Source organism: Paenibacillus caseinilyticus, assembly GCF_027533645.1.
In the GTDB taxonomy this organism is placed as follows: Bacteria; Bacillota; Bacilli; order Paenibacillales; family NBRC-103111; genus Paenibacillus_G; species Paenibacillus_G caseinilyticus.
The window spans coordinates 25,982-49,277 of sequence record NZ_JAQAGY010000004.1; the positions used below are offsets into that span (position 1 = coordinate 25,982).

13 protein-coding genes and 2 pseudogenes are annotated in these 23,296 nt (G+C 55.5%); all 15 read right to left on the reverse strand.

The genetic code is table 11. From position 1 onward, the window contains the following. Positions 1-25 precede the first annotated feature (25 nt). Positions 26-1,135 (reverse strand): fatty acid desaturase family protein, encoded by a 1,110-nt coding sequence (locus O9H32_RS08010; RefSeq protein WP_269865435.1) that lies wholly within the window; start codon positions 1,133-1,135, stop codon positions 26-28. A 38-nt stretch (positions 1,136-1,173) separates the two neighbouring features. Next, the gene (locus O9H32_RS08015) at positions 1,174-2,076 is read right to left on the reverse strand and encodes a sugar phosphate isomerase/epimerase family protein (protein ID WP_269865436.1); all 903 of its coding nucleotides are present in this window, start codon (positions 2,074-2,076) and stop codon (positions 1,174-1,176) included. Next, on the reverse strand, positions 2,073-3,209 hold the full coding sequence (locus O9H32_RS08020) for a Gfo/Idh/MocA family protein (RefSeq protein ID WP_269865437.1): 1,137 nt from the start codon (positions 3,207-3,209) through the stop codon (positions 2,073-2,075). Before O9H32_RS08020 ends, O9H32_RS08015 begins: the two co-directional genes overlap by 4 nt. 124 nt (positions 3,210-3,333) lie before the next feature. Beyond that, positions 3,334-4,296, reverse strand: coding sequence for an aldose 1-epimerase (locus tag O9H32_RS08025; protein WP_269865439.1), 963 nt, complete (start codon positions 4,294-4,296; stop codon positions 3,334-3,336). Positions 4,297-4,576: 280 nt separating this feature from the next. Beyond that, positions 4,577-6,349, reverse strand: a complete 1,773-nt coding sequence (locus O9H32_RS08030) for a cellulase family glycosylhydrolase (RefSeq protein ID WP_269865440.1) — start codon at positions 6,347-6,349, stop codon at positions 4,577-4,579. 981 nt (positions 6,350-7,330) lie between these two features. Next, positions 7,331-8,041, reverse strand: a pseudogene (locus tag O9H32_RS08035) (YebC/PmpR family DNA-binding transcriptional regulator); the annotation flags it as partial. Positions 8,042-8,244: 203 nt separating this feature from the next. Next, on the reverse strand, positions 8,245-9,342 hold the full coding sequence (locus tag O9H32_RS08040) for a vWA domain-containing protein (protein WP_269865441.1): 1,098 nt from the start codon (positions 9,340-9,342) through the stop codon (positions 8,245-8,247). 5 nt (positions 9,343-9,347) lie between these two features. Continuing rightward, positions 9,348-10,457, reverse strand: a complete 1,110-nt coding sequence (locus O9H32_RS08045) for an AAA family ATPase (RefSeq protein ID WP_269865442.1) — start codon at positions 10,455-10,457, stop codon at positions 9,348-9,350. Between the two features lie 36 nt (positions 10,458-10,493). After that, positions 10,494-10,973: a DUF6530 family protein gene (locus O9H32_RS08050; protein ID WP_269865443.1), complete on the reverse strand. Its 480-nt coding sequence runs from the start codon at positions 10,971-10,973 to the stop codon at positions 10,494-10,496. Positions 10,974-11,008: 35 nt separating this feature from the next. Further along, the gene (locus tag O9H32_RS08055; RefSeq protein ID WP_269865444.1) at positions 11,009-12,421 is read right to left on the reverse strand and encodes an MATE family efflux transporter; all 1,413 of its coding nucleotides are present in this window, start codon (positions 12,419-12,421) and stop codon (positions 11,009-11,011) included. 280 nt (positions 12,422-12,701) lie between these two features. Then, on the reverse strand, positions 12,702-15,827 hold the full coding sequence (locus tag O9H32_RS08060) for an efflux RND transporter permease subunit (protein ID WP_269865445.1): 3,126 nt from the start codon (positions 15,825-15,827) through the stop codon (positions 12,702-12,704). A 19-nt stretch (positions 15,828-15,846) separates the two neighbouring features. Continuing rightward, on the reverse strand, positions 15,847-16,467 hold the full coding sequence (locus O9H32_RS08065) for a TetR/AcrR family transcriptional regulator (RefSeq protein WP_269865446.1): 621 nt from the start codon (positions 16,465-16,467) through the stop codon (positions 15,847-15,849). Continuing rightward, the gene (locus O9H32_RS08070; RefSeq protein ID WP_269865447.1) at positions 16,467-17,726 is read right to left on the reverse strand and encodes an efflux RND transporter periplasmic adaptor subunit; all 1,260 of its coding nucleotides are present in this window, start codon (positions 17,724-17,726) and stop codon (positions 16,467-16,469) included. The genes O9H32_RS08065 and O9H32_RS08070 overlap by 1 nt, the downstream gene beginning before the upstream one ends. A 229-nt stretch (positions 17,727-17,955) precedes the next feature. Further along, entirely contained in the window at positions 17,956-19,281 is a 1,326-nt protein-coding gene (locus tag O9H32_RS08075; RefSeq protein WP_269865691.1) for a LamG-like jellyroll fold domain-containing protein, read from the reverse strand. Between the two features lie 168 nt (positions 19,282-19,449). After that, a pseudogene (locus O9H32_RS08080) lies at positions 19,450-23,262 on the reverse strand (DUF5695 domain-containing protein); the annotation flags it as partial. Positions 23,263-23,296 lie beyond the last annotated feature (34 nt).

The window sequence follows — 23,296 nt, forward strand, 5'->3', positions numbered from 1 at the left end:
CATGTTCGCAGGTTCTGCTATTTCGTTAACTTGCGGTTCCATTCGAAGCTGCCTCAGTGACATCCGGTTCCTGCCTGCCCCCGTATACATACGGACGCGCAGTATCCGGCAGAGGCCGCTCGATGACATAGTCCGGCTGTTCCTTTTGTTTGATCAGCGCGGTAATCACTTCCTTCAAGGCAACCCACAGGCTTGGACTTGCCGCCGGGCAGTCGTGCTTCATCTCCTGATGCAGCTGGGGCAGTGCATGATAGGGCACCATCGGGAACATGTGGTGCTCCGTATGATAGTTCATGTTCCAGTACAAGAACCGGAAGATTGGATTCATATAGACGGTGCGGGTGTTCAGCCGGTGGTCGAGCACATCTTCATGCAGACCGAGATGCTGGGTGATGCCAAAGAGAATGACGACGATCCCCCCGTAGAAGGACGGCAAAAAGATGAACATCGCGGGCAGCAGGCTCCCGGCATAGAGGCATGCTGCAATCACACCAAGGATAATGAGCGCGTACATGCGCGCTTCCCAGAACGTTTTTCGGTACTCCGATGCCGGAATATATTCTCTCTCCTGTTCCTCTAGCCGGCCGAACACATGCAGAATCATCCGTTTGAGTTCAATCGGACCGCCATACAAATGGAAAATTTGCATGAGAAGGATCTTCCATACCGGAGGACGCTCGGTGATGATCTCCGGGTCGCGTCCTACGATGATGGTGTCCGTATGGTGGCGGGCATGACTCCACCGCCAGGGCGTGGCCGACCGCAGAACCAGGAACGAAGCGATCTGGTAAATAACTTCATTCATCCAGGGGGTCTTGAATGCCGTGCCGTGTCCGCATTCATGCCATCTGGAATCGCCCGGTGTCGCATACAGAATCCCGTAGGCGAGGAACGCGGGGAGCGCCCACCAGGTGCCCCAGGTTTGATAAGCGATAAACCCTACGACAGCAAGGGATCCGAACCAGATGAGAGTGTCCCTGATCGCAGGACCGTCCTTTCTCTTCATGAGCTCTTTCAACCGCTTGCGGGGAATGGGGCTCGTATACCACTCGGCGGTCGCGAGTCCCCTCTCCTGCGCGCGCTGATTCTCGGGTCCGGTAATGCTGTAATCTCTTTTGTGCGGCTTCGAAGCCATGCCTGATTCCTCCTTTGCCCGCTGGACGGTTCGGCGGATTAACAGCCGTTCTTCTTCAGCTTGTCATCCAGGAATGACTTCGCTCGTGGAATGTCCTGCTCATCCAGATGCTCGATAATGATGGGGATGTTCGGATGAAGCTTGGACAGCCTCTGCAGATACAGGTCGTAATTCAGGATCCCGAGCCCCGGGGCTGGAAGCTCTACCGCCCCGGCTCCACGGAACGTATGGGACTCCACCGCGTCGATGGCGGCGTGCTTCTCGGAGGTATCCTCGGCTGGCTTGCAATCCTTGGCATGCGCAATCTTGATTTTGTCGCCAAGCGTATTGAAGATGAGATTGAGCTCCTCATCCACCTGATGAATATTGCTGTCAGTGTAATAGTTGGTAGGGTCCATGAGCAGGCCAAGCCCCGGATGGTTGACGTCAGAGAACAAACGGGACAACTGGTGCACCGATCCGATGACGTTATTCACGTAGTTCTCCACCAGGAAGACGGAACCGTGGTCATATGCGAATTTGGCCAGCTCCTCCAGCTCCCGGCATACTTCCTGGTATGCTTCCTCCGTGCCGTTCTTCTCATCCCACACCCAATCGCTCTCGGTGTTATACGTGCCCGTCTCGCTGATCACGTAGGAAGTACCCAGATCGCGTGCATGCTTCAAGAGCGTTTTCAATCCGAAAAGGTTCTGTTCGCGCTTCTTCGGGTCCGGATGAATGATATTCGTGTAGCCTGAGATGCAGACGATGGGCAGGTTGGCGTCTCGGAACGCATCGCGGATCGTATGGCACTTCTCCCTTGTAAGGGACTCGAATGACAGATCCATGTCCTTGAAGGACAGATCCAGCTGTACGCACGAGAATCCGTCCTTCCCAATGCGCTTAATGGTCTCCGCCAGCGTATAGGGATAATATCCGTTGAAGATACCTACTGAGATCATGGCTGCATGCCTCCTTCAATCGTGTAAGCTGAATACTGGCTTTCTACTTCCGCCAAAGCAACCGTACGCTCTTCGGCAATGGACTTGTAGCACGCATCCACGAGCGCTAGCGATCTGAGGTTATCCCGGCCGCCGATCTCCGGCTCGCTGTCCGTCTCTACAGCGCGAAGCAGCTGCGCCATCGTTCCCTGGAACGCATCCGGAAACCAGACGCTGTCCCACTCCGGCCGGTACCACTGATTCGGGGACTGCTTCGTTGTGAATTCAAGCGTACTCGGCGATCGCTCGGGATACGACGGCCAGCCGATATACCCTTGAGCCATGCCTTCCAGTCCTTCCACCCTCCACTTGATATACAGATCCTGCTCCGCCCCCTCGCCCGGCCAAGCCCACACATCATCCAGACTTGTGGCCAGCAGCTCGCTCGCATAGTGGAAGGTGTATTGGGAGATGCCGTCAATATGAGGGAACGGCGTCCGCGGGTCCCGGCGCGCAACCGCGGTGACTTTCTCCGGATCACCGAACAGATAGCGGAAAATATCGATATGATGGATGCCCATATGGAGAATTTCGATGTGATCATATTTATGCAGGAACTCCTGCCAGTGAGGAATCGCCCGCATTTCAATCGTGGCCAGGACGGGTTCGCCGAGATATCCCCTGTCCAGAATCGTCTTCAGCGCACGCATCGATTGGTCATACCGCATATTGGAATTCACAGCGATTTTGATGCCCGCGCTTTCGCAGAGCTCGACGATTTGGTGAGCCTCGCGAGCGTTCATCGCCAGCGGCTTCTGGCACAGAATTCCCTTGATATGATCCTGCTTCACCGCCTGCCGGACCACCTCCAGCTGCCGGTCCGGAGGAATCGCGATATCCAGAATCTCAACCAGCGGATCCTCGATCAGTTCTTCCCAAGTCCGGTATACGACCGGGATTTGCCGAAGATCCGCAGCCGCCTTGGCATTCTCATAAGATCTTGAGCTGATGGCGTAGGGGTTGAATCCGGCATCCCGATAGGCCACTAGATGGCAGTCCCGCATAATGAATCCGGATCCGATGCAGCCGATCCGGTAATCTTTCCGCTTCGGCATCGCCGGATCAATCGGTAAGTGTAGATCGATAGTCCCCACAAGATCTTCCTCCTTCTTTGGCGTTCCATAGGTATACGCATCAGACTAAAGCGCTTTCTTTTATTTCATTTCTATTCCCAATTTCTATTCCCAATTTCCACCCCCATTTTCTATCCCAGCTGCCTTACTTGATGGATTCTATCCATAAGCAGGTGGAGAACCTCAGTTCTTCTCCCGCCTGGATGCCCCTAGCGCCGGTCAATTCCTGCTCGTACGGCACATTAAACGCATCGGTGACGCAGGTATAGGGCTCGAGCGAGAATGCCGATGCCCAATCCGGACGGAACAACAAGACGAATGGAAATTGACGGTCGACTTGATACGCAATGGCATATCCGCGATCCTTCATTTCAATCCGGCAGACAGGGTCTTCTCCCCCTTGTTCCAAGGTCAGCATCGAGCAGCCAAGCTGCGGGTAGTCGGAGATGGGAACGCCCTCTGGCAGAGTCCGGCTTCGTTGGGTCATGGCTGGCCTGCCCGTCACGAAGGCTTCACCCGTCACCGGCCATTCCGCCGCCGCAGGAACCTTCAGCACCATCTCCTCTCCGGTGTCATAAGGAACGCTAAAATATGGATGCAGTCCAAAGGCAAAGGGAGCTTCGTCCTCCCCCTCATTCCCAATCGCGGCCTGCAGGTGAAGACGCCCTTCATAGAGCCGGTATGTGAGTGTAAAGGAAAGTGGATGAGGGAAATAAGCGAGAAGATCCGGGTGCTGCCCATAACGAAACCGGCTGGTCACAAACGCACCGTTCTGTTCCGTGGCCCCATACTCCAGCACTTCCCATTGTCTGGAGCATAGTTCTCCGTGCAGATGATTGGCGGGCGGCTCGTTCAAGGGAAGGTTGTAAGGCCGTCCGTGAAAGGAGAACCGGCCGTTCTTCACCCGATTGGGCGGGAACAAGACCGGAGTCCCGTATTTGAAAGGGGCGAAGGATTCATCTCTTAGCGCATGCAGGCTTACCGGCGGCACAATGACGGGGTGTCCTCCGCTTTCGAAGCGGAACAGATTGTTGCCCACCTCCGGTATGATTTCTGCGGCTGCATCACTTTGCATGTCCTTCAGTACCATAACCGAAAATTCTTCCATTTGGATTGAATAGGCGGAATATCGACTCATGAGGCACCACCTTCATCAATATGCAGCATGAATACCATGTTGCGGGCCACTTGCGGCCACTAAAATCATAGCATGGCACTATTTGGAATTATATAGGTGTATCCTGCTTAGATGAATGAGAGGCGTTCATGAGCGTGGCCGCCACATGATCCCGCAACGCAAAAAAAGCCGCATTACGGCGGCTTTTTTGCGCTAAAGCGGATCGAATGGAATCTTGAAAAACAAGAAGGCTTCCCTCGTTTATTGTTGCTTAAGGCTCCGTTCCCCATACGAGCGTTCCATTGCGGTATAGCGTGACACGGTTCCAATCGATGGAAGAGGTTTTGCTTCCATCAAAGGAATAATCGTTGGCTTCGTTCACATTGCTCCAGTCTTGGTTATGAATTCGGATCTGGATTTCGCCTGTCTCGCCCTTCGACGCGACTTGGCCCGCTCCCGCCTTGAATCCGAGTTCAATATAAGCGTTCGCATTGGTTTTGGCTTTGCTCATCGGGACCGAAGAGAGCGTAAGATTCTTGCAGTCCACGCTAGCGTAATCGCAGAAGATCTGCTGGCTTTTGCCATCGTTCGTGTAGTAGTAGCGGATCTTGTATTCGCTTAATGGGATTGCCTGACTGCCCTTATTGACAATCTTCAGCAGCGGCCGCATTTGATTGTCGGCTGCGTTGGAGTCTCCCGCCCGGTATTGGACGACAACGCCGGATGGACTCGAAGAGCCTGCTTTCGGCGTAGCGCTCACTTTGGCGGAGTCGGAGCTTTGTCCCTTGCTGTTCACTGCGCTTACGACATAGTAATAGGTCGTATTATTGGTTAATCCGCTGTTCGTATAAGAAGTTCCCTTCACGTTGGAAGCCACGACCGTAAAAGGACCTTTGGCCGATGCTGCTCTCTTCACGTGGTAGGAAGCGGCGCCGTTCACCGCATTCCAGCTTAACGAGACCGAGGCATTGCCTGCTGTCGCCGTCAGGCCGGTCGGCACCGCGGGTACCGTCGGTGTCGGCGTCGGCGTCCCCCCGTTGTTATTGTTGCCGCTGCGGATCTGCTCGCGGACGAATTTGCCTGAAGCGCTAAGCTGTGAATCCGGCCATCCGCCCTTCGACCCGGCTCCCGGAAGCAGGGCTGCGGACGATTCCGACTTATCGGCAAGGGACCAGTTCACCCAGCTCACCTTTTTGCTGGCCAGGAAATCGGTCCACTCTTTGGATTGTGTCAAAAAAGGACCGCCGTTGCCTGAAGCGTCGCTCGTTCCCCACTCCGTGACGAACACAGCCACACCGCTATTCATCGCATTCGTAATCCGGTCTCTCAGCCACTGCCCGTGCGTCCCTGCGTAAAAGTGGACCGCATACATCACGTTGCCGGCTTTTAGCGGATTCGCCGCCGCATCGTGCACATCCTGGCTCCATGTTCCCGTACCGACAATAATAATATTATCCGGGTCAATCGCGCGGATCGCAGCGGTAATCTCCTCTGCGTAAGGCTTGATCTGGGAGTTCCAGTTCACATTGCCGTTCGGCTCATTGGCGATTTCGTAGATGACGTTCGGGTATTTCCCATACAGCTTGGCCATCTCTTGAAAGAACGTTTTGGACTGGGCTTTGTAGGTGTTCGGGTCCCCGTCGGATAAAATATGCCAGTCTATAATAACGTATATTCCGAGGTCAACGGCAGCCTGCACCGCTTCCTTAACTTTCGCTTTACTTCCTTCCGGGTTGGAAATATAGCCGTTCTCCCCCGTATACATGGCCGCGCGGAATACGGTAATTCCCCAGTTGTCCCGCAGCCACTGGATGCTGTCCTTATTGACATACTGACCGAACCATTGCAGCCCGTGGGAGCTCATGCCCTTTAACTGGACGGCAGCTCCCGATTGATTCGTCAACTGGCTGCCCACGACCTTCAACTGTCCATGCTGGTCGACGATCCGGCCTGAATCGGCTGCTTGCGCCCGCCCAGACACATTAGACAGCAGCAAGGTGAATATCATTGCGAATACCAACATCATCTTTGGATAAGATTTCATTCCATACCTCCTGGGAATCGTGATAAGTCAATAATCTTCCGGATTCACCTCCTTTCCCAACTAGATATCGCTTTTTGTTCAATGCAATCTATATTAATTTACATTTATTAGTTTTAACATAGGGTTATTGGTAACTCAATCCTTCCAAGGTCTGATGTTATTGGAGCTATTTAACCAAGTGTCAATATTTTCGACATAATTTATCATTTTTTGCCGCTTTCTTCAGTGTGTTTTGTATCCATCCTCCTACTTCAACAACATGCCCAAAAGAGCGCCCGATCCTTCAGGCGCCCTCGCATGAGATGACAACGGATCGCGTCTTCACCCCGAAACTTGCTGCGGAGCCACGATTTCTTTTGCCGTCTCGTTATAGGTATAGGTGTGTTCCGTCGTCATGCTTACAAATCCATCCCCGTCATCGGCATCCATGAGTAACACCGCGGAATTCAGCAGCATGGTTGTCGAATCGACCGTAAAGTGCTGCTTCACTTCGATGATCTTGGTGGATGTTCGTTTCTTTAGAACGATTTCATTATATTTTTGCGCATCATACAGGATCTCGATATGGATCTTGTCCCCTGCTGTCAGTACTTGAAGATCTTGGATTACTTCTAGATTTTCACCGGAGAAATAGGCAGTCAAACTTTGCGGTGCTGCGCCATCGCCAAGAACGGCCCATTCCTCTGTACCCGTATCCTTTGAGAAGGCTGTTCCTTGTACGATGATCAATTCTTGCACCATATCCATATCACCCGATGGAAAGGACGATTTGGAATACAGGGCAAATTCAGGTTTGAGATTGATATCGCCTTCCATGATCATATTCAAATCGGTATCTCGACCGCTCATGCTCATGGAGCCTACGTAGGAATAGCTGTTCACTTGCTCGAGCGCTTCCATGATGTTACTGAAAAGGGCCTGCTCTCCTTCGGACATGATATACGAAGGTTCAATCACTTCCTCCTCCTCGTATTCCTCTTCTTCCTCCAGGTCAACGTTGTGATAGACCTGCAGCACATCCTCCAGATCCTCGAGGATGTCGATCATGTTCTCGAACGGAGCCTTCGCGTCCTCAGGAAGCGTAATGGGGTCCTCTGGCTCCATGAACTGCTCGACAACGGTGAATTCCGTCACGCCGGCGTTCTTGAACGCTTGCAGCATAACATGGAATTTCTCCAGCTCGCAGAGCGTGATCACCGCATCATCATCTTCGATCATGTAATAAGCGACTTGCGCTTCTCTGAGAAGCTCGGACACTTCTTGGAAGCTTTTGCTGGTCTGGCCGAGGGCACCCATCGCGCTGAACGTGTAATCCATGGAGCCGCTCTCGCCAAGGGTTATGCCGTTCATCGTGAAAGCGTCGCGTACTTGGGCGGACGTACGGTTCACGTTATGGGTCAGCGCCTCGACGATGACTATGCTGTCGTCAGGCCCGAAGCCTTCATAGCGAACCTCTTCGTAGACTTCCTCGCCGGCTGCGGCGTTCTCCAGCGCACGGTCGATCACCGCCTTCGGCACATGATAAGCCTTTGCACGCTCAAGAACGGCCTCCAGATTGTGGCGGGCTTCCGGTTCGGGTTCGCTCCGTCTTGCCGCCGCATAGATCTCCCGTTCGAATTTGGCATAGATGCGGCTTGCATTGGCATCATCGGATGCTATCTTTCTTTTGATCTTGCTCCACTTCTGTTCCATACGGTTCCCCTTCGCTTTTGCAATGTTGGCATCCTGCTTGCTCTGTCCAGATTCTACCACACTCTTTTCCTATGATATAGCTCATCTAACGACAAAAAAAGGGACAGCGCCAGGCCATCCCCATCGTATCTTGCCTTCCCCCATACCCAGGAAGCGACTTCCGGCTGTCCCTAATTCTTAGAGAGCAGCTTACGCAGACGATCTCACAGATAACGGGCGACAATCCGAACCAGCTTGGCCGGCAGCTCGCTCAGTTGAGAGATATCCAAGAATCGCTCGCTCCCGTAGATCTCATGAATCACATCCTTGTCCTGGCCGATGGCGGCTGCAAGAAAGGTCACGCCTTTGCGTTCATATTCAGCGATGGTTTGCTGCATGTCTTGAATTGCATAGCTTCCGGTATAGTCATCCATGGCTTTGGGCTGCCCGTCACTGAGACTGATCAGTAATTTGGACTGCTCGGGTGCGGCTGCCAGCCGTTCCGCTATAATCCGGAGTGCCATGCCATCCCGGTTGTTGCTTCGGGCCCGAATTCCCATAAGACGGAGGTGGTCATGGGGATCCGTCCGGTCATAGTCGGTATAGGCATACATGGACATCTGCTCCAATCTGGACACGTCGGCCGTATCTCCGTAGATCAGGATGGGAATATGGCACATTCGGCAAAACTCATATACGGCGGTCACGGCCCGCTTGGCCGCTTCCAATCTCCCGAACGCCGACATGGACGCGGATTCATCCACCCGGAGACCCACTACAAGGGCAGGCTTTTCGGAAGGAGGACGTTTTTTGGCAAAATATCGAAAGTCCTGATACGCCACACGATCTGCCTGAAACTGGCTCCCATCATACTGATTCCGCGCGAATTCAGTAGACACCTCATGCTCCAGCAGCGGAAGGGTCTTTCTGGCGATCTGCCGTACGACAGGCAGGAGCTCCCTGCTGAACCGCGCATATTCCTGCTCGGATTCAGGCGTATAGTCCGGACGGTGAACGACGAGCTTGACTTTGTGGTGGATGGACCCGGATGCTGCGGCCCTTGCCTTGCGGTTCAGCTTTCGGCGGAATTCCCGCTCCTGCTGCTTCGCTTCCTCCGGCATGGGTTCGGGGTTAGCCTGATGATAGAGAGGGGAGCCCTCCTCCCTCCGGTCTGAGCTGGCCCTATAGCTGGAATCGTCAGGAACGTCAGAAGTGGTTTTCTCACTGTCCGCAGACTTCTTTAAGGCGATGCCCTGCTCCCCGCTACTCTCTTCCGAGTCTATATCCGGATCCTCGTCCGCTCCCCATGCTTTCATTTCCATCTCATCTAGATTTGCCGTTTTTTTTTACGCTCCATTTCGACCTTGTCCAATCCGGCCAGCAAGCCCTGTCTTCTCAGGGCGTCTTCCAGAATGGTGATTTCCTCCGGGTCGGTTGTGATCTTGTAGATGACTTTATGATAGAGGGACTCATGCACAGATGCTCCTGCGGCCACGGCATCCGCCCAATAGAACAAGGAACGCATCCCTGCTACCCCCTTGATCGCATTCGCGCGGGCCGTCTTATCGAGGAGGATTATGGTGTCCGCCAGGGCGTCCAGTACCTCTTCATCGGTATAACCGGTTTTGGCCATCGCCCGCTCCAGCATGACGGACTTGGCCGGCAGGTCCATCTTCTCTGTATGCTGAACCCTGTCCCGCAGGGCTTCATTCAAAGGCCGGGTTCCCGCATAACTTCGGTTGGTGGTGATGACCGCAATGAAATCCGGATGCCGGCGTATGATCTCTGTCGGAAGGTTGAGACTGCCGTCGAGCTCCAAGGCCGAGTTGAGCGCCATTAATACGGCGGCATCGCGGATCACGGTCGGTTCCTGGATCTCCAGAAGATAGCCCTGCTGATAGGCTCTGACGATCTCCGAGGGATAGAATCGGTAAGATACCACCTCTTCACTGTCTTGCTGGGTGAGTACCGTGTATAATTCCTTGATCTTCAACGCAGCCTGTTCGTGCGTGATCCCAAGGACGCTCATCAAGATGTCCGCTGCGCTTTGGAGCCCGTCGCTTTCATACAAAGCCTTCAAGACGGCCTGATCTGAAGGTTCCATCTTCTCCAATCGCTGCGGAGAAATAACGGGCAGGATCGAGCCGATAATATCGGATTTATCCATATCGGCGAAGCAGGTCACCTTCGTATAGGGCAGTCCGAATTCTGCCGACAAGGCTTTGGCCAGCTGGGTCTTGCCCGAACCGGCATCGCCTTCCAAGAGAATAGTGGCGATTCTCATCTCCCCGCGGTGCCAATTACGCTTGATTTCTTGGCAGATCCGCAGCTCTTCTTCGCTTGCCTTATGAGATAACGGCTTCTCCCAGATCAGTCCCTTCTCTATATCCGTCAGCTGTCTCCCAGGAGACAATAGATACGCTTCCTTCGTGTTCATCTGTTCTCACCTTTCCTCTTACCTTGTTCAGGCTTTTTAGTACCCTAGTTCCTCCAGCAGCTGGGATAAGACCCGAAGACGTTCTCCGATCATATCTCCATCCTCATTCAGAACCTGAGCAAACCGCTGGATATCCTGGTCAATCATGGGATTCTCCGTACAAATGGATACGTTCATCGCATCCCCCTGCAGCCCGATCCGGTCGATCATGGGTTGATCCGGATCGTACAGCAGCGGATAACGGTACGCGTCCTGAAAATGCAAACTGCTTCGGCAGATCAAGATAGCCAGGTCAAGCACACGATGAATGGGAAGCTCCTCGGATGGACTTGCTCCTGGTTCACCTGGATGTCTCCATAGGTTCGCCGAAATGTCGGTCCTGCCTTGGTCACTCCCCTGGGTCAATCCCAGAGATAATCCTTTGACATCCGTGCGGCGGGAATAGCGGCCGTCCACTCGCCCGTAATTGTCGGATACGATAACAGGTTGATGGGGTAACGAAGTTGGAATGTTCATTGGTTTCGCTCGCTCCTTATGATTGTAGAGTCATTTCAAGAAGGTTCATTACTAAGCCCCTTGCCATTGTTCGGGACGCTGCTCTCCCTCCCAAGAGTCCCCTTGTTCCAGCGGCCCGAGCCATAGTACAACAGACTGGATATGGTGGTCACAGCGAAGCTGATAACAATGGCATACCAGACACCGTTCAGGCCAAGACCCGTATGAGACAGCAAGCCGGCCAGCGGGATCCTTACCACACACAGGGAGACGAACGTGATGACCAGGGTAGAGAGCGTCTTGCCTGCTCCGTTAAGAATGCCGTTGGATACATAGAAGAGAATAAAGAACAGATAGCCGGCCCCGACAATTCTCAGATATCCCACGCCGGCCTGGATGACATCCGCTTCTTTTACAAACACCCGCATAATCCCCTCAGGGAATAGGACGCATCCGGCAGAAATGACGAGGATCACGGGGATATTCATGAGGATCCCCCACTTCAAGATGTGTTTGATCCGCTCGGGCTTCCCCGCTCCGATGCTTTGGGCCGTTAGGGTGGAAACCGCCATCATCATGGCCATGGCCGGCATAGCGGCGATCGAATCCAGCCTGCTCGCGATCCCGAAAGCGGCTATGGAGGCGGCGCTGAACGAGGTAACAAACACCGTAATCATTGCGTATCCCATAGAAACCAGCATTTGCTGGACAAAGGATGGCAAGCCAATGGTGACGATTTCCCTGATGATCGGCGTCTCGAGCCGAAATCCCGAAGGGTTGATCGGCTCTTCTTTGTATTTGCGTTTCAAATAAAGCAAACCCATGAGCAGTGCCGTGCCGGAAGACAACAGGGAAGCAAACGCCGCCCCATTCAGCCCCATGTCTGGCAGAGGCCCCATACCCAGGATGAGAAGCGGGTCAAGTACCGCATTCATCACGGTAGAAAGAAGGATGCACACTAAGGGAATCACGGTATCGCCGATTCCTCTCAGAATGGAGGATACGAGGAAGGACAAATACATTCCGGCAAAGCTGATAAATGTTAACTTAAGGTAACCCGCTGCGAGCGGCATGATGTTTTCCGGCGTTCCGAGCCAGCCGAGCAGCGTTTCGGACAGGGGCAGACCCGCTGCGATCACGATCACGATGATCCCCAGGGCCAGGGACCATGAGTTATTGACAATTTGCTGTATCCTGGCATAATCTTTGGCCCCATAGGCCTTGGAGACCAAGATTGAAGTGGCAAGCGTCGCCCCGGAACAGAGAGCAACCATGGCAAGAAAAATCGGAAAGCTAACGGCAACGGCAGCGACCGCGTCCTGGCCCAGCAGATTGCCCACCCAGATCGCGTTAATCACACTGTAGCCGGTGGACAGCAGATTGCCGATGAGGATCGGCAGGGCAAATTGCAGCAAAAGTTTGGGCATACTGCCCGTGGTCAAATCTTTTCCAAAGGGTTGGTTAGTCAATGCAATTCCTCTTTTCTGATTTATGGTGCAGCACAGCCTCCAAGATTTGACTTGATTGTAATTCCATTTTCCCCCGAAGTCAACAATTAAATTAGATAAAACATTGTTTTGTTTGTTTATAAATAGACATTATGAGTAAAAATAAATTGAATGCATGGTGTTGGGTTGTGTAACGAGCACCAAAAGAAAATCGCCCTCCACCTTGCCAAGAAGGCAAAGTGGAGGGCGATGACGAGTCTATGATCTATGAATGCGGTGTTCCGATTGCAGCAGCCTTGGCTTACATGCCTGCCTGGTGCTGGCCTTTGGCGGCATGGGAACGCGGCTGCGCAGAGCGGCGGAGTTTCCATCCGGCCAAGATCCGATACAGGGAAGGCACCACCACCAGGGTTAAGATCGTGGAATAGATCAACCCGCTGATGATCGATACGGCCATCGGCCTCCACAAGCTGCCTCCGGCGATAGCCATCGGCATCAAACCGCTGACGGCGGTGGCTGCCGTTAGGATGATCGGACGAAGTCGGGCCTTGCCCGCAGCCACAATGGCTTCGTTCAGGTCCAGTCCGTGCTCCTCGCGGGCCTGTTCCACAAATTCGATGAGCACGATCCCGTTGCGCACGACCATACCGGATAGACTCACTACCCCCATCAGGGCCATGAAGCCGATAGGCGCTCCAGTGAGGAACAGTCCGATCAGCGCACCGCCCAGAGCCAGATACACGGTCGAGAGGATTAGAATCGGTGTCGTCAAGGAGTAGAACTGGATCGCAATGATGATGAAGATCAGCAGGAGAACCAGAATCGACAGCTGACCGATGGCCGCGAACGATTGATCTCTCTCTTCATTCTCGCCGCCGACGCTGACTGTGTATCCATCAGGCAGAGGCAGGGCGTCCAGCTTCGGAAGAATCTGCTTCATCAGATCGGCTGCCAATACTCCGTCGGTGTAAGAGCGGACCGTCACCGTCCGCATTTGATTGTATCGCAGAATTTTGGAGATCATCTCGGATGACTCCAGCTGCACAAAATCTTTCAGCGGATATAATCCGCCATTCTGTGAAGGCAGGAGCAGGTTATCGAGATTCTGATTGGCACCCGGATCGGAGAGTCCCTGTTCACTGAACAACGTGATATCGATCATGTCATTCTGATACTGCATATCCGATGCCTTAATGCCTTCCGTGGCCAAGCGCACTGTGGCCGACAGGTCTTTCTCGGTAATGCCGTAGTAATTCGCTTTGTCCTTATCCAGTACGAGCTGCACCGTAGGAATCGCTCTGCCGATATCGTCACTGACGTCCACGGCTCCCGGCGTCTCTTGAATCAGCTGCTGAATCTCAGCCGAGAGCCTCTGCAGGACAGCCGGCTCCGTACCGCTGATCCGGATCGCAATCGGTGCCCCGACAGGCGGACCGTTCTCAAGCTCCCGGGGCGTAATTTGCACTCCAGGGTAGAGAGCGGACAGCTCTTTTCGCCAGGACGAGACCAACTCCTTCGATTTCACTCTGTTCTGATCAATAATCGCAAGGATTTGACCGATTTTACTGTCGTACTTCTCCATCTCCGTGTAATAAAATTTGGGCGCGGTGCGTCCCGCATAGACGGATACCTCGTTCACTCCGGCTTGCGCCCCGATCCATGCGCCTACCGCAGCCGCGGTGTCCGACGTATCCGCAAAGGTGCTGCCGGCGGGCAGCTCGATATCGACGAGCAGCTCCTCCCGTTCGGCGGTAGGAAAATACTGTACGCCAAGCAACGGCAGCAGCGCAAAGCTCGACGTTCCCACCGCCATGGCGATCAGGCCGGTAAGCAGCGGCCTCCGCATGATCCGTCTCAGCTGCCGTTCATAGAACCCGCTTAATTGATGGAACTGCCGTCCCAGCAGACCCGGATATCGGCGTTGGCCGCCGGCCGCAGAGCTGTCCGTTCTGCGTCGTCTGCGCTCCTGTTCCCACTGCCGCACAATGGGCACCACGGTCAATGACATCAGCATCGAGACCATCAGGGTGCTGGTAATGACCAGCGGGATGGGCCGGATAAAGTCCCCGATATTGCCTTTCAGGAAGTACAGCGGGAAGAAAGCGGAGGCGGTGGCTACGGTAGCGGTTAAGATGGATACCCCCACTTCCCTGCTGCCAAGCAAGGAGGCCGTCATCGGCGAGTCCCCCAGCTCCAGCCTGCGTTCAATATTATCGTTGACGACAATGGCGTCATCCACAAGGATGCCAAGTACAATCACCAGCGCAACAATAGAGATCTGGTTCAAATCCACACCGAACAGCTTCATGGGGGTTAATCCGATCAGAATCGATAGTGGGATCGCGGCGGATACCAATAAGGAAGTACCCAGAGTCAATCCCATGGAACACACCAGGATCACGGCCCCTATTCCAATCAGCAGCTCTTTGCCCAGATCCGAGAATAAATGCTGCACATTGTTTTTTTGATTGAACGCGGAGACCAGCTTCACCTCTGCCGGAAGCTGCGGCTTCAAGGCTTCCATCTTCCGATCGATCCGATTCTGCAGATCCGGAATGTCCACCCCTTTTTGCGCTTTGATCACAAGATCAATGGCCGGCCTGCCGTTATAGAAGATGCGCTGTTCCAGCTTCTTGGCAGCCAGGGTTACCTCCGCCACATCTTTGAGCTTCAGCGACGACCCGGCGGCCGGACTCCGGTAGATCACGGTTTCGCCGACCTCGCTTGGAGAGCTCCACTCCCCTGTCAATTGAATATACTGCCGCTGATTGCCTTGATCCAGCGTGCCGATCGGGACGCGTTCCCGGGAATTTTGAAGCGCTTGGGCAAGGGTTCCCCAATGCAGCCTGTAATTCTCGAGCTTGGCCGCGTTGAGCACCACTTTCATTTCCCGTTCAGGCAAGCCTATGATTTCAACGTTGCTGACGCCGGCCACGGTTTGCAGCTGTTCCTTCCAGCTTTCGGTCAAGGGCCGCAAGCCTTCGAATTGCTCCGTGCGATCTACGACCAGATGCAGAATCTGCTCGGAGATTTCCGTCAGATTCGTGTTCATGACCGGAGTCTCCGCGTCTACGGGCAGATCCGCCTCCGCAGCTTGGACCTTCTGCCGCAGGGTATCCCAGGACTGCTCGGCGTCCGAGCCGGGGACGAGCTCCACCACGATGGAGGACATGCTCTCCTGCGAAGTGGAGGTAAGCTTGAGAATATTATCCATCTCATTGATCTTATCTTCGATTTTCTTCGTCACCAGCTGCTCGATTTTATCCGGAGACGCTCCCGGATAGAGCGTTCGCACACTGGCGACCGTCGCTGTAATCTCGGGATTCTCCCGCTGCTGAAGCCCCCCGAAATTGCCGGCTCCCACCAGGGCGGCGATCAGCATGAACATTATCGTAATTTTGCGGTATTGCAGCGCCCTGCCGATCATGTATGTTCTTCCTTCCGCATTAGACATTCTCCCTGCCGAGCGTCATGTCGTATATCATTCCGGTCACCACACGGGCAATCTTCTCAATGTCCCCTTCAGCGGACTCTTTCAGAATCAAATATTGCAGGCAGGTTTCGTTGAGCAGGCCGTCAATGGCCGTTGCCGCAACTTCGAACTGAAAGGTGTCGTAATCCGGAAACAAGTGGAACTTGCGAAACAGCTTCATAATGATGTCCAGCATGCTGCGCCGGCAATCCGCGACCACCTTCTCGGCCTCGGGAAAATGGGTCGTGCTATGCATCCGAAGCAGATACATGATGCCCCTGTGATTGCGGTACAGCGTCATGCATTCCGTGATGGTTTCGAATAATTTCTGCTTCAGCTCTTCCTTCGGCATGTTCGGGTTCACCTGATCGGCAAAGATCGTTTCCACCTGCTCGAGTATAGCTGCATTGGTATTCTCAATAATGGAAGTAAAGATGGTTTCCTTGGACTGGAAATAGAGATAGAATGTGCCCTGCGCCACACCCGCCCGCTTGACGATGTCCGATACTTTCGTTTCATGGTAGCCCTTCTCCGTAAACAGCACCAGGGCGGCTTCCAGCAGCTTGAGCTTGGTGGGCTCATTGATCTTCGCCATCATTGCTTACCTCCCTCTTGCTCTTCCGTGACGGTTACACGCTCTCCATCCTTCAGCCTTAGCTGCCCTTGCGTGACGATCCGCTCGCTGCCGTCCAGTCCCGACACGATCTCCTGTAGCTTATTTTTCACCTTGCCCGTCTGCACAACCCGCTTTTCCACATGATCCCCGTTCACGATAAATACATAAGAGGAACCGTTGTCTTGGATGACGGCTTCGGAAGGAACGGCCAGCGACGGCTGGGGAGCCGACTGGCTGAGCTGAAGCCCGACACGGGTTCCGGGCTTCAGCTTCCCATCCGGGTTGTCGGCTTGAAGCTGGAGCTCGAAGGTCTTCGTTTGCGGATCGGCTGTGGAAGACAAATAGATCACTTTCCCTTCGAAGGCTTCGCCGGTACCCGTCTGCACAAAGCTCATCTTCTCCTGCCCTTGAGCCGCCAGCCAATAAGCCTCCGTCAGCTGTGCTTTGATTTTGACGATATTCTGCTGCTGGACCTTCCCCGCCTGTACGCCTGGCTGGAGGGTCATGCCTTCCTCCAGGGGCATATAGGTCAGGACCCCGCTGATGGGCGACTTGATATCATAGTAGGACATGGACCGCTGCCACTCTTCCTGGGACAGCTGGGTCGAGCGGAGCTGGTATTCCGCGGCGCTGAGCGGATTGCTGGTCTCAAGCGTGTTCTTCTTGTCGTGCAGCAGCTCCAGGTCAAGCTTGGCCTGCTCCAGGCGGGTTTCTATGGAATGAAGCTGATTCTTCTCCACGAGGCCTTCGTCATACTGATTGCGCAGCTTGGCATAGTCCCTCTCCAGCTCGTCCAAGGAGAGCTCCGCTTTCGCAATGGACAGATCGATCTCTTTTTTGGAATCGGCCAAATCTTTCTTTGCCTTGTCGAGCTGCTCCGCCGCGCTCACCAGGGCGGCATCCACCTTCTCCTTCTCACGGAGAATATCTATCTTCTCGATCTCAAGGAGGGGCTCGTCTTTGGTGACGAGATCCCCCCGTTTGCGCAGCACTTTGGTTACATCGCCGCTCACCTTCGAAGTGATGTCGAGCTCCAGGAACGGTGTGACTTCACCAGCCAGATAAGCCTGCTCTTCCCATTTGGATTGCTGCACATTCGAGACACGGACAACCTTGGCCAAGGCTTCTCCTGCAGCATTCGCTGTTGGATCCGCTTGGGGTTTACTGCAGCCGCCTGCAAGAAGTACAGCAGACAGGATAACGGCCATCAGCTTGTAATGATGAGTGCTCACGCTCATCCACACTCCTAACTAAGATATGACTGACTAATCAGTCATATCTTATCACTCCCCTTGCCGCCTGACAATCCGGCAAAATTGTGAACGTTGTATGAACACAAACCATGACACAGCCCCTATATACGATACAAATAAAGAAGGGCTGCCGAATGGCAGCCCGAAGCTTCAAATCCGGGCCGGCCCATGGCAAACCCTCCTTATCCGGTTGAGTTGAACCGGTTGAGCTGAATCAATGATGCGGTACGGTTACGATGGCCTGAGAGGACGTTAGATTCCCCGCCTGATCCCGGGCGGTGTAGGTGACGGTATACGTACGTCCGCTGCCCCGGCCTGCCCGTTCGGCCCGCAGCAGGAAGCGGGTATCCGCGGTGCCGTATTCGGCCTGCTGAATATCGTTCTTGGTGTCCCCGTCGCCCTGGCCGTTATCCGGTTCGCTGCTCACAATAGAGGTGAGTACGACAGATGCGATGGACGACAGACTGTCGCTGGCATAGACGGAAGCTGTGACCGGAACCATCTTGTGATTGGCCGGCTTCAGCACAGCAGGGCTCAGTCGGACCGTCAGCTCGGGAGCGGTCTTATCGATTCGGACTTCCGCCGCATGCGAGGTCTCTTTGTTCCCTGCCAGGTCTTCGCTCCAGTACGTTAACCGGTGAGTGCCGTCGCCGCGGATCTGAACGGTTGTTCCGGGTTGAACCGGTCCCCCGTCTATGGAATAGTAAGTCGCCGCCGTGCCGCCTCCTTCGTCTTCCGCCTGCAGGGTGACGAGCACGTCGCGGTTGACCCAGCCCGCCGGGAGGCCGGCGGCCGTCGTCACCGGAGCCCTCCGGTCCTTGCGGCTGACCGTAATCTGGGCCTGGGCAGCCAGATTCGTTCCTTCCACGGCTCCCTGCACAGGGAACGTGCCCTCTTTCGCATAGCGGGCAGGATCCACGGCTTCCCAGCTGACATCCGCTGCGCCGGTGCCTCCGCTCTCATAGGTTACGCTCACGCGTTCCGGAAGAGCAGGGGCTGTGCCTGTTTCGGTGGTGACGGCGACGGGCTGTACTCCAGCGATGTCCCTGCCTTCGTAGAGGGCCTTCACCTGCGAGGCCGTCATCGCCCCTTGGTAGATGCGGAAGTCATCCAGCCCTGCACGGAGCTGGGCGCCGTTCCCATAGCCGGATACGCCGATTTTCTTCACATCTCCCGTCGCCGTGATCGAGGCGGGAGTGCCATCCAGGCCGATCGCCTGAGAGACCCCATTGCGGTAGATGGCCGCTTCACCCGTCGAAGAGTCAAAGGTAAACGCCACATGGGTCCATTCATTCAGTGGAAGGAACGCATCCGGTGATTGTCGGACGTAGAATCCGTTCGCGCCGTCCACATAGACAATGCTCGCATTGCCGTTGTAGGTGATGAAGAAGCCTTTGCCGGCGTAATCATTCTCGGGCTTGAACCAGAGCACCACGTTCTCCCGCGCGTCCATGCTCTCCGTCCGCTTGATCCAGTAGGACACGGTAAGCGCTTGAGGCTGGAGCAGGCTGGAGGTGCCGGCATCAATATAATTGCCCATATCTCCTTCGAACAGAAGCGAGCCGCCCTGATGTCCCCCGGGTGTCCAGGCCAGCCGGCCGCGGACCGTTCCGTTCAGCTGATTCGCGGTCTCATCCTTCACGGTGGTGCCGGAGGCTTCGTCCAGCTTGTATCTCACAACCGGCACCGGATAAGGCTGGATCACCCGGTCCGTGACGGTGACCTTAGCCGCTGCGGACAGATCCGTCCCGGTTACCGCTCCATGAACGGTGAAAGTACGTCCGCTCTGTGCGTACTGCTCCGCATCGATAGCATCCCAGTTCACCGTGACGCCGATCTGTCCTCCGTCCTTCAGGTAGGCCGTAACGGAGGGCGGCAGCTGGGGTGCGGTCCCCGCAGGCGTCGATACCTGTACCTCTTGCAGATGGTCGATCCTATCCACGGGAGGGGTCAGCAGTCCCGCGATGTCTGCCGGGCTCAGCGCACGGCTGTAGATCCGGAAGTCGTCGACCGCCCCGTCATAGATCGGGTCCGAGTACTGCGATTTGCCGATATAGTTGTTCTTGGTCTTCCCGAGATCCCGGGGACTCAGTGTCATGGAGCTGTTCCTGCCCGCTTCCCGGCCGTCGATATACAGAATCCCGGTGTTCCCGGACAGCGTCACGGCCACATGATGCCAGCCGCCTGCGGTCAGGGCCGGTCCGGTGATGGTCTGCTCCTCGCCCGCCCGGTTGCCGCCGGTCGTGATGCTGAACTGCATATTCCCGCCCACCTTGGGTGCGAGGAACATGTAGGCATCCGTGCCGCTGCCGAAGTCGAACAGCCTGGCATAGTCGCTGAGCTTGTTTGCCCGGGTCCACGCGGCTATGGTGAAGGCCGTGGTCTGGGCCATGATATTCTCGGGCAGCTTCACGTGCCCGTTCGTTCCGCCCGCCTGGACGGCACTGCCCGAGCGGCCTGCCGACCACCCGGCGGTGCCGACCAGCACAGCGTCTTTGCCGTTCGCGGAAGCATCCCCTGCCGTCTGGCCTTCATTCTCGTCAAAAGGATACGCCGCGAGCACCTCAGGCAGCGGAGGCTCGGGATTCACGGTCAGGACGACGGTATCCGATCCCGTGAGCCCGGAATCATTCCCCTCCAGCCGGAAGGTATACACGCCGGCCCTGTCTACCCGGACGGACGTCGTCAGGGCCGTGGGACTGCCGAAGACTGCGGATGCTCCATCCGGCCCGGACGCCAGAGTCCACCGGGTCGTCACCGTTCCCCGCGGAAGGCCGTCATCCTCTACCTGTCCCTTCAAGGTAACATCCTCCAGCAGGGTGACGGTCCGGTCTTCCCCTGCGCTGAGCACAGGCGCCTGGTTGGGGTCCGGGGTCGTCTCTGTAAGCTCCACCGTGTAGGCGGCAGCGGCTGGTGCATTCACCGTAAGCACGGACCGGGAGCCGAAGGCGTTCAGCTTCTTCCCGGCCGGCACGCCATCCACCTTCACCTCATAAGCGCCCTGCTTCAATCCCTCGAGCGTAATCCGGGTCTGGTGCGGACCGGCAGGCGTCGTATTTTTCATGTTCAGCTTGACGGCGTTCTTCTCTTTGGACAGTTCCGCACGGGTGTACTGGTCCCGGTTCAGTGCGATATACAGCTTCTCCGTGATGAGATTCAGCTTCATGAAGAGACCGTCCGTCGGTTCAACGACATAGGCATTCCCCTGCTCCGTAACGTTCGCGCCGTATCCGGTCACGCCGAAGATGGGGTCGACCGCCACGTCTGCGCTCAGAATCTGCAGAGCTCCGAATAAGCCGAGATCCGCTTCGCCTGTCATGCCCCGCCAGCCATTCTGCAGAGGAACATTGCTGCCGCCTCCATGCCCGAGGGTGCCCAGATTGCCCCGTTCCGCTTGGAAGGTCCATGCCGCGGCACCGTAGTTCTCCGGTTCGCCGCTGATCTGTCCCGTATTGATCGAACCTATATTGGCGATCTTGGCCGCATAGGAGAGGCGCTGCTCCACCTCACGTCCGCTGACGGCATGGTACCGGATCCAGTCGTCCATCGCATACCCGGCAAGCGAGACGGTATACTGGAAGTTCCACCAATTCTCCCCTGTGATGGTCACGGGGTCCGCATAGTAATACCATACAGGCATGTGCCCCCGGGCGGCACGGGTTTTTCGGTTGATTTTGTCCATCATCCCGGTCGCCTTGGCCTGCTCCGCTTCGTTGCCCAGCTGCATCTTGGCCAGCGTATACACCGCTTCCTCGCCGGTATTGTCATAACTGTATTCGGAGCCGTAAGGGTAGGTCGTATTCTTGAAATTGGTATACTTGCGCAGCATCTTCTCCCGGATATCCGCCGCTTCGTCCACGTACCCTTCCGCTTCCAGGGCCTGGATGATCGCTGGTGTCGTGAGCTCCCCCATCAGGCCGGTTTCCCAGTTGTAAGCCACCGGCCCCTCATAGAGGGCCTTCATGATGCGATAGGCACGGAGAAGATATACGCCCGGCTCATGCTTGTATTCGGCCAAGCCCGGATACTCCTTCGCGATCTTGTACATGCTGAAGTACGTGTTATACACATGCGGATAGGCATACCCGCGGTAGGTCGGCGTATCGTTGGGCTCAGGCATCAGGAAGTCGTGAATGAGATAATCTTCCTGATGACCGTTCATCAGGTTGGTCCAGATGGCGGTTTCCAGATACTCGTCGAGGGCTTTGATTTCCCTCGCGACGGGGACCAAGGCATTTTTCTCGGCAAGGAACTGCCCGTGCGTCAGACCCCAGTCGTCTCCCCAGCCCCAATAGCCGTTGAAGACGCCGCGTTTTTCCTTCGTATGCATCATCCAGTCGTCGAAGACCTTGTCGCGGATCGAACCCGGCTCATGCCACTGCGTCTTATCGACCATGAAGGTGGAATGGGCCTCTAGAGCGCGGTCGATAGGATCGATACCATAGAATTGCAATACGGTACGCCGCCCATCCCCATACTGAACGGCCACCGGATTGGGACCCAGCCGGGACAGCTGGAGCTCATAGAGGTGATGACCGCCTTCCCGGGTACCTGTCATAGGAATCGGGCGTCCCTCCGTATCCGTCACGCTCTGAATCGGCTGCCGGGTGCGTAGATCGAACCTGGCCTTTTGATTGGTCGGCACGATCATGCCCGGAATGACCGTGACATCGATGAGGCCTTCCTCGTAGAGCTTCTGCTTCAGATGAGCCTCATCCTTAACGGCAAAGAATTTGAAGCCGTACTGGCTCGACTCCCCCGCCTTCAGCTGCAGGCTCGTGTTCGGCAGATAGCCCCTGTTCGTGGACTTGATGACATTGGAATGAATATAGAACACATTCAGGCCTTCGGTCCACTTGCCGTTCTCCCCGGCCCACTTGCTGCCCGGATGCTCTTCGATTCTCCATCGGTCCTGGTATTCGAAGCCGGCGCCCGTCGACGCATCCGGGGTCATAAGGAGCATGGAGCCCAGGCCGCTCGGCCGTCCTGCCGTAATGTAGGAGCCGTGGCCGCCGACGAAGGAATGGGAGACGACGCGGGTCTCATAGATCGCGTCCCCGTAGTTCCACTGCTCATTGAACGGCAGCGGCACGCCGTAATCGCCGATCTCAAGCCTCTTTCCGCTGGTGTTCTCCACGCGGATCTTCCAGCTCAGGGAGCCATCCTCCTGCGTCGTATATGTCTCGGTCAGCTTGAAATCCCGTATGCCCCCGGCATTACGGGAGCCCGCATACGTCACCGTCACTTCGCTGCCGCTGCGATCGATTCTCCTGACATCGCCGGACGTATTGGTGGAAGCGGTCTTCCATTCTCCCTGATCCAGGCGGTAAGTGAACAGGAGCTCGCCGAGCCATTGATGGTCCGCAGTATCCTGTTCTGGGGCAGCTTCCGCATTCATCACATACTGGGTAGGAAACAGATCGTTCTCGATCTTCAGCGAAGAGATCTCGCCGTAGTCGCCAATATCTACAAGCAGCTTCTCGCCCGCCGGAGTCTCCGCCGCCTCTGCCCTGCCGCTCATGGGAGGGAGCAGGGTGGTCAGCAGCGCGCAGACG